The 8,128-nt window shown below is 39.7% G+C and carries 7 protein-coding genes and 1 other RNA gene; 4 read left to right on the plus strand and 4 right to left on the minus strand.

Features of this window, described 5'->3' with window-relative positions; all coding sequences use genetic code 11:
* Positions 1-22: 22 nt before the first annotated feature.
* Positions 23-856: a glutamate racemase gene (murI, locus tag HRT50_RS01200; RefSeq protein WP_291610492.1), complete on the minus strand. Its 834-nt coding sequence runs from the start codon at positions 854-856 to the stop codon at positions 23-25.
* 202 nt (positions 857-1,058) lie between these two features.
* Between murI and HRT50_RS01205 the strand changes: the two genes are divergently transcribed.
* Positions 1,059-2,402 (plus strand): MFS transporter, encoded by a 1,344-nt coding sequence (locus HRT50_RS01205; RefSeq protein WP_291610494.1) that lies wholly within the window; start codon positions 1,059-1,061, stop codon positions 2,400-2,402.
* 52 nt (positions 2,403-2,454) lie between these two features.
* Here the strand turns inward: HRT50_RS01205 and HRT50_RS01210 are convergent, their stop codons facing one another.
* From HRT50_RS01210 to HRT50_RS01225, 3 genes are all read right to left on the minus strand, one after another.
* Entirely contained in the window at positions 2,455-2,853 is a 399-nt protein-coding gene (locus HRT50_RS01210; protein ID WP_291610495.1) for a thiol-disulfide oxidoreductase DCC family protein, read from the minus strand.
* 316 nt (positions 2,854-3,169) lie between these two features.
* Positions 3,170-3,351: non-coding RNA, 6S RNA (gene ssrS, locus HRT50_RS01215), on the minus strand.
* A gap of 386 nt (positions 3,352-3,737) precedes the next feature.
* On the minus strand, positions 3,738-4,046 hold the full coding sequence (locus tag HRT50_RS01225; protein ID WP_291610497.1) for a cell division protein ZapA: 309 nt from the start codon (positions 4,044-4,046) through the stop codon (positions 3,738-3,740).
* Between the two features lie 202 nt (positions 4,047-4,248).
* Between HRT50_RS01225 and HRT50_RS01230 the strand changes: the two genes are divergently transcribed.
* The 3 genes from HRT50_RS01230 to ubiH all read left to right on the plus strand — a co-directional run bounded on the left by HRT50_RS01230 (position 4,249) and on the right by ubiH (position 7,739).
* Positions 4,249-4,851: a UPF0149 family protein gene (locus HRT50_RS01230; protein WP_291610499.1), complete on the plus strand. Its 603-nt coding sequence runs from the start codon at positions 4,249-4,251 to the stop codon at positions 4,849-4,851.
* Between the two features lie 74 nt (positions 4,852-4,925).
* Positions 4,926-6,293, plus strand: coding sequence for a Xaa-Pro aminopeptidase (gene pepP, locus HRT50_RS01235; RefSeq protein WP_291610501.1), 1,368 nt, complete (start codon positions 4,926-4,928; stop codon positions 6,291-6,293).
* A 105-nt stretch (positions 6,294-6,398) separates the two neighbouring features.
* Positions 6,399-7,739, plus strand: coding sequence for a 2-octaprenyl-6-methoxyphenyl hydroxylase (ubiH, locus tag HRT50_RS01240; RefSeq protein ID WP_291610503.1), 1,341 nt, complete (start codon positions 6,399-6,401; stop codon positions 7,737-7,739).
* The last annotated feature ends 389 nt before the right edge of the window (positions 7,740-8,128 follow it).

Genomic DNA, 8,128 nt, shown 5'->3' on the forward strand with positions numbered 1-8,128 from the left:
CAGTAAGTTTTTAATAAGTATCTTATTTATGCTCTAACGCACATAAAAGAAGTGGTTCTTGCCAGAGTTGACTAAATATCTGCTCTTGCTGTTTAGTAACTAGTGAGCTAAAAAATTGTGTTTGCCCTTGTTGGCTACTACTGGCAGTTAAATCCATTTCAGCCAATTTTTTTCTTAATTGCAGGGTAACAGGGGCGGCAGTTTCAATAATACTAACTTGCGGACCAGCAATAACGCTTATTTGATGTTGAACAAAAGGGTAGTGGGTACAACCCAATACTAGGGTATCAATACCTTGGTTAACTAAAGGCTCTATATATTGCCTTAATAAGGCATTACAGGCGGGACTGTGTTGTTTGCCTTGTTCAATAAACTCGACTAGGCCCGGGCAGGGCTGAATGAGTACTTGTGCACCATTATGATGTAGGTCAATCAAGTCTTTAAAGCGTTGGTTGCCACTGGTCGCTTGCGTCGCTAATATGGCAATTTTTTTGCTGATACTTTGTTTTGCTGCTGGCTTAATTGCTGGCTCGACACCAATAATAGGAATGTTTACTTGGGCTCTAAGTTGCTCAATGGCATTAACCGTGGCGGTATTACAGGCTATGACTATGGCTTTAACGCCCTTGGCAATGAGAAGTTTAGTAATGGTATTAACGCGCTGAATAATAAAATCGACTGACTTTTCGCCATAAGGCGCATGGAGGCTATCGGCAATATAAATGATATTTTCATGAGGAAGTTGCGCAGCAATACACTTAGTAATGGAAAGTCCGCCGACGCCAGAATCAAATACACCAATCGCGGCTGAGTTGTCAGTGACTTTTTGTTTAATTTTTTGTTTACTTTCTTGCATAGTTTCGTGATTACTTTTGTACTTGGTAATGATCTTTGCTCAACACATTAAATAGGTTGCTCTGGGCAAATTGTATTGCTTTTATCAGCCAAAAAGCAACACAATTAATTATGTAAGGTTTTTTGTTTATATAATTAATTGTATTGCTTGGTTAACGCTATGAAGCAAAGTATTTTCAACGCTTAGCTGATAAAGGAAAATTATGTCAAATGTTGTCTCAGTAAAGCGTTTTAAACAATTCCCACAATTGATGTGGATCTTGTTATTTGGCTCATTTATTACCCGCGGTAGCTATTACATGGTCTGGCCATTTTTAGCGGTAATGCTTTATGAAAAATTTGCTTTATCTGCTACCCATGTTGGTCTCATTCTCTCCAGTGCCGCGGTTATTGCTGTGTTGGTGAGTTTTGTTGGTAGCGCACTATCTGATCGTATCGGTCGTCACCAATTAATGTACGCCAGTGGCATCTTATATATCATCTCTTTTTCCTTACTCGCACAAGTGAGTACTATTGCCGGCTATGCCTTAGTTATCACTTTATGCTCAATTGCTACTGCGTTATGGCGACCATTAACCTCGGCTTTAATTGGCGATATTATTGATGATAAAGCTACTAGAGAGCTTGCTATGCAGTCACTATACTTTGTCGTTAATGTTGGCTGTGCCGTGGGTCCGATGTTAGGTCTTTGGATGGGGTTAACAGGAGAGCAATCAAGCTTTTATATTACCGCCGTGGCATTTGCCTTTTTATTAGCGCTGTTATGGTGGGGCTTTCATCAACACAGTAAGATCGAGAAAATTGAGCCTGTGATAGCTAAAGTGACTGAGAATAATGAGGATACAGCCTCATTAGCAACTCAATCTCAATCTCAACCCTCAAGCAAAACTAAAGTTAAAGGCAAAAGACAAGCGGCTGCAGGTAATCAAATCATTAAGGTGTTGATTGCCGATAAATTATTGCAGTGCCTTATCTTTGCCAATATTCTCTGTATGTTCATTTATGCACAAATGGATAGTTCACTTATTCAATATTTAACCCGCGCTAAAGTACCGGATGTGCTTGAACTTATATCAGCGATGATTTTTACCAATGCCTTAGTTATCATTTCAACACAATTTTTATTATTAAAATTAATGGCCAACTTGTCATTAATTAGCCGAATTCAAATCGGTTTAGTGTTATTGATGTGCTCACAAATCTGGTTGGCGGTGAATCCATTAACGCTCTTTTGGGGCTGGATAGGCGCTATTGTGGTGATGAGCTTAGCGGAAACTATTCTTTTTCCTACCATGAATGTTCATATAGACAGGTTGGCGCCTGATCATCTACGTGGCGCATACTTTGGTGCTGCTTCATTTTATGAGTTTGGTTATGCTATTGCCCCCTTAGGTGGTGGCATTATTCTCGATAATCTTGGTGGTCCTTGGTTGTTCTTCATTGCCGCAGCATTAACTTTGATAGTGATGTATCTCTATAGCATCTTAGATAAAATGCCGCGACCTGATTTTGTTGAACTGGATAAGCTGAAGGAACAGGGTATTTGAGGGCATAGTCGCTTTATTACTGCTATAACAGCCTTCGTATTAATGCTGAATGTTATTTATCTTTAGTGTCTTTGGCAAAAGCTCCTCGCCCCTGTGACTTTAATCGTCTAGCGACTTTTTGGTGATAAATACGGGCTATAAAAGGTCTTATGAATGGCAGAGATATGAAATACGCCACTGGCTTTAGCAGCCATATTCGTTTCATTAAAACAATGTAGGCATCTAATTCAGATAAAACAGTGTTGTTCGCAAGTTGGATATGAAGCTCGGTCAGTGCTTTATGAGGGTCGATAGCTAAGGTTTTTAACAATTCATCTTGGTCAGTGATGTCTAGCCACTTTACCTGCTTACCACCTTGACCAGCAAGGCGCTCATAGAAACGTCTATCTCTAATGCATTGAGGACAAGCACCATCGTAAAAAACGGTAATACAGTTTTGCTCATTAGTCATAACAAGCTCACGGTTTTGACTATGCTAGATACTTTTATTGTAGCATTTCGCGAAAATTTACTGATGTTTGAATGTTATGAAGAGGATAGGTTGCTTCCAAGGTACCGTAGCTAACTTAGTATTGAATAGAGTGTGCTTTTCTAGAGAGGGCGCGGAAATATTGTTGATATTTGCTTTGAAAAATAAAGAAGAGGTCACTTCCAAGGTGCCGTAGCTAACTTGGTCTTGAACACTGTGTGCTTTCCTAGACTAGCGCGGAAATATCGTTGATATTCTTTATTCGAAGAGAGAGAAATATAAATCTGAAAGTAGGATAGTCGCTTCCAAGGTGCCGTAGCTAACTTTAGTCCTGAACACCGTGTGTTCAGGGCGGAAGTATCATGCTAACCGTAGGCTTCCCGATACGAGCCGGGCTTGCACAAAAGCTAATAGTCAATTTCCTAAGGTAAAACTTATCGGCTCAGGGACATAGTTCGCATACAAACACCCCAGAAGACAAATCCAGTATAGCGAAAAAGATATCATCCAATAAGCTTTTTTTTGTAATTTTTACTCGAGTGCTGAGTAATTATTCGTTATGTTTTATTTTTAGGCTTTAGGGACTGTTGAACTTTCGAGATTACTTTTGCTGCGAGTTATTGGATATTTATACAAGGCAGAGCCTTTGTGATGTGGTTATTCCACATAAAAAGGCGATAACGTAGAAAAAATGCCCAACAAACGATGTCCGAAGGATTCGGCTAAAAGCGTTTTATTCTTTGTTGAGTAGTATTTGCTTAGAATGACTATTATCTTCAATCAATGCCTTGCCTAAAGATGTTTTTAATTCCAGCTGAATCCTGCATCTTGAAGTGGCTTGGGTATAAAGAGTAAGCTGTTAATGCTTAAGCGATTTTTCTATTCTTAGGAGAAATAGCTTGTTCTATAGTTGATTGCAGTAAAGCTATTTTATTTTGATTTTCTTGTTGCTCTACCTTTAATAACTGTTGCGTCTGCAATAAATCATTGGCCAAATTTAACGCGGTCATTAATAACGTTTGCTCAGGAGTGCTAATTGTTTTGCTCGTTCCCGCTTTAATTAAACGGTTACTTAATTCTTGCGCTGCAGATAATAAGGCGGTTTCTTGCCCTATTGGACAAGCTATTTTCAGCTTGCGATCAACTATGTTGATTTCTACGGTTCGTTGCGCCATTTACAAAAATTTCCAAGAGTTATTAATAATATAGCTATAAATGTACTGTTTTTAAGCTATTATTTTAATGATAACGAGGCTGAGCCCCCTATGCAAGTTTTTAGCGTGTTTTATCGGCATTTACTGTTATTTTCCTTTTCTGTCATTTTCCTCGGTGATACCATTACTCATCATAAATCCCAGTAATCATAGAAAGTAAATCATGACTGAAGCAAACTCAAATAACGATACCAATAATAACTTAATGGACTTTGCCAGTATGCAAGCCATTTTGACTAGCGAAGATGTAAGATCACATGCCAGTGAAATTCATGGTGTATTAACCGGGTTAGTTTGCGCAGGTTTTGAATTTGAAGACCAAGGCTATGTGGCCATGCTTAATGATTTATTCAATGACGGAGATGGTTTTCCAGCAGCAGTCAAAGTAGCGCTTAAGCAAATGTATAGCGAATTGTGGGCCAGCATATTAGATGACACTTATAGCTTTAACTTATTGTTACCTGATGACGATGACACTATGGCCGAACGTGGCCATGCCTTAAGTGTGTGGGTACAAGGCTTTAATTTAGGTTTTGGTTTAGAGCAAAAAGATAGCCCTGTTGTTTCTGAAGAAGTTAAGGAAGTACTCACCGACTTTAGCGAAATAGCCAACTTATCTGATGAAATGGATGAAGATGAAGATACCGAGCAAGCGTATTTTGAAATCAGTGAATATGTACGGATTTCAGCGATACTGTGTTTTAGCGAGTTAGCGACCCCTCCCAATCAAGAAAGTAATGCCACAAAGAAAAAAATAATTCACTAATTTTCCGCTTAGCAAAGTAGCGTTAATAATGCATTTTCAAAAAATACTAACAATAAATAGCCGCGAGTAATTACATGAGCACTTCACCGTTAAATAAAGCACCAATTAGCCAGTTACCTTTGAGTGACTTCACTGAACATCGTGCTGCACTGATGGCTAAAATGCCAAACAGCTCTATCGCTTTATTTCCTGGCGCTAGTGAACTTACCCGCAGTAACGACACCGAGTATGCTTTTTGCCAGAATAAAAACTTTTTGTATTTAACCGGCTTTAATGAGCCTGATGCGTTACTCGTTTTGCTTAAAGATGAGCAGGGCAAAGCAGAGTCTATTTTATTTTCATTAGCTAAAGACGCCTTACATGAAATTTGGCAAGGTCGACGCATTGGCCAAATTAAAGCGGTGCAAGACTACAGCGTTGATAAAAGCTTTGTAGTAGCTGAAATTGATAGTCTATTACCTGATTACCTTGATGGTAAAAGCCAAGTGTTTTTTGGCTTTAGTAACCATGACTTTGCTGCGCAAGTGTTTACTTGGTTAAAACAAGTAAGTGGCAGCATTCGCCAAGGGGCTAAAACGCCACAGCATTTAACCGATGTCGACCCTATGGTTGCTGAGCTACGTTTAATTAAAACAGATAATGAATTGGCCTTGATGCGCCAAGCGAACCATATTTCAGGGTTAGCACATCAACGCGCTATGCAAAAATGCCATGTCGGTAAGTTTGAATATCAAATTGAAGCTGAAATTCTCCACGAATTTGCTCGCCACGGTGCTAGACATCCAGCCTATGCCAGTATTGTTGCTGGCGGTGATAACGCCAATATTCTTCATTACACCGCCAATAACGAGGTATTGAAAAATAATGAGTTGCTACTTATTGATGCTGGCGCTGAATTAGCGGGTTATGCTGCCGATATTACCCGTACTTTTCCGGTTAATGGAAAATTTACCACTGAGCAAAAAGCAATTTATCAACTGGTACTTGATGCCAAGAACCTGGCGATTAATTCCATTAAGCCTGGTATGTCTTTTGCCAAGTTAAATGTATTAACCAATGCCTTCTTAACACAAGGCTTAGTGGATTTAGGCATACTTGTTGGTGATTTAACCGAGCTTATAAGTGATAAGAAAGTTAAAGAATACTTTATTCATGGTCTTGGCCATTGGTTAGGTTTAGATGTGCATGATGTTGGTGACTATCATATCAGCACGGATAGAGAGCAATTACGCGCTTTTGAAGTCGGTATGGTGATGACCATTGAACCCGGCATCTATATTCCACTTAATGATTTAAGTGTCGCGGAAAAATGGCGTGGTATTGGTGTGCGTATTGAAGATAATATTGCCGTAACCGCAACCGGCTTTGAGAACTTTACTGTTAACTCGCCACAAACCATTGAAGATATTGAAGACTTGATGGCAGAAATACAAAAAGCATAACTAAAACTTAGCTAAATAAAAGCTAAAACATAGCTAAATCAAGAAAAGGTTAGCGCAGTTAAGTAAACTCAACTCAACGAAAAACTTTAAAAACAAAAAGCTAATATGAGCGCTATAAAAAAAATTAAGCAAAACTTTAAGCAAAATACTAGTCAACAATTTGATGTCATTATCTCGGGCGGTGGTTTATCGGGTAGTTTAATGGCGTTAAGTTTAAGTCAATTAATTAAAGCAGATGGTAGCTCATTATCTATAGCCATAGTTGAAACTCTGCCTTTTAAACAAGCTAACCCTGCAGATGACACCGCCTTATTTGATGCCCGCGTGTTAGCGTTATCTCATGGCAGCGCTAAATACTTAGATAAGCTAGGCGCGTGGCAGTACCTCAAAGGTGATGTTTGTGCGATTACCGACATTGATATTTCTGATCGAGGTCACTTTGCCAAAGCAAGGTTAACAGCCAAAGAACAGGGTGTTAATGCCTTAGGTTATGTCATCGATATGGCACTTATTGGTAAAGCGCAATTAAAGGCTTTAAGTAAAAATACTAGCGAAAACAGCGCAGGCACAAAAAATATTCACTGGTTTAGCCCAGACTCAATAGCTGATATCACTTGGAAAGAAAGTTGTCAGGAAAATAGCCAAGACGAAACTAGCAAGAACAAACAGCAAGTCACTGTACAGCTCAACTCAGGAATAACCTTATCAGCACAACTGTTACTTGGCTGTGATGGCGTGCAGTCCCCGGTAAGAAAACTGGCTAAAATCAAGGTCAGCTGTGAGGACTACCAGCAAGTTGCCTTAATTGCCAATGTCTCAACCTGTCAAGCACACCACAATAAAGCATTTGAACGCTTTACTGAATTTGGCCCTATTGCCATGTTGCCGCTCAAGTCAGTAAACTCTAGTTCACCAACGGATGGGAAGTCACGTTGTTCGCTGGTTTGGACCATGACACCTGAGCAAGCACAAGAAATTAAAAATCTATCTGATGATGCTTTTAAAGTTGAGCTAGAGCGCGCTTTTGGTAGTTACCTTGGCGCCATCACTCATGTTGGAAAACGTGATACTTATCCCTTAGTCTTATTACAAGCCCAACAGCAAAGCTATCATCGTATGGCGCTGGTAGGTAACGCTTCACATACTATTCACCCTATCGCTGGACAAGGTTTTAATTTAGGTTTACGTGATGTTGAGTTTATGGCGGAACTAGTGAAAAAAGCATTGGCCGCAGAGCAAGATATCGGTAATTTTGGCTTACTGCAGGCTTATCAAATGAATAGAGCGAAAGATCAACGGCAAGTTATTGAATTAACCGATTCATTAGTGACCTTGTTCGCTAATGATCTACCGCCATTAGTGCTTGGCCGAAATATTGGTTTACAGGCACTTAATTTTATTACGCCGCTTAAGAATGCCCTAGTTAAGAAGACTATGGGTTACTAAGTATGAGGCAATTAGTGTAGCCACATTAATTTGACAAGATATAGATAAAACACTGGATCCCCGATCAGACACTTCGGGGATGACGGCTGATAAAGTAGCACTGGTATTATTGTCATCCCCGTGGTCACTTAGTCGGGGATCCATGAGTAAGATAAACAACTAGAGCCTCGATTAGACACTTCGAGGATGACGAGTGATTAAGTCTCACTGGTATTATTGTCATCCCCGTGGTCACTTAGTCGGGGATCCATGAGTAAGATAAACAACTAGAGCCTCGATTAGACACTTCGAGGATGACGAGTGATTAAGTCTCACTGGTATTATTGTCATCCCCGTGGTCACTTAGTCGGGGATCCATGAGTAAGATAAACAACTAGAGCCTCGATTAG

The sequence above is a fragment of the Colwellia sp. genome (assembly GCF_013215345.1).
Classification (GTDB): Bacteria; Pseudomonadota; Gammaproteobacteria; order Enterobacterales; family Alteromonadaceae; genus Colwellia.

Coding starts and splice junctions, on each gene's coding strand:
- HRT50_RS01210 (WP_291610495.1), bottom strand. CDS start 2,853: ATGACTAATGAGCAAAACTGTATTACCGTTTTTTACGATGGTGCTTGT.
- pepP (WP_291610501.1), top strand. CDS start 4,926: ATGAGCACTTCACCGTTAAATAAAGCACCAATTAGCCAGTTACCTTTG.
- murI (WP_291610492.1), bottom strand. CDS start 856: ATGCAAGAAAGTAAACAAAAAATTAAACAAAAAGTCACTGACAACTCA.
- HRT50_RS01205 (WP_291610494.1), top strand. CDS start 1,059: ATGTCAAATGTTGTCTCAGTAAAGCGTTTTAAACAATTCCCACAATTG.
- ubiH (WP_291610503.1), top strand. CDS start 6,399: ATGAGCGCTATAAAAAAAATTAAGCAAAACTTTAAGCAAAATACTAGT.
- HRT50_RS01230 (WP_291610499.1), top strand. CDS start 4,249: ATGACTGAAGCAAACTCAAATAACGATACCAATAATAACTTAATGGAC.
- HRT50_RS01225 (WP_291610497.1), bottom strand. CDS start 4,046: ATGGCGCAACGAACCGTAGAAATCAACATAGTTGATCGCAAGCTGAAA.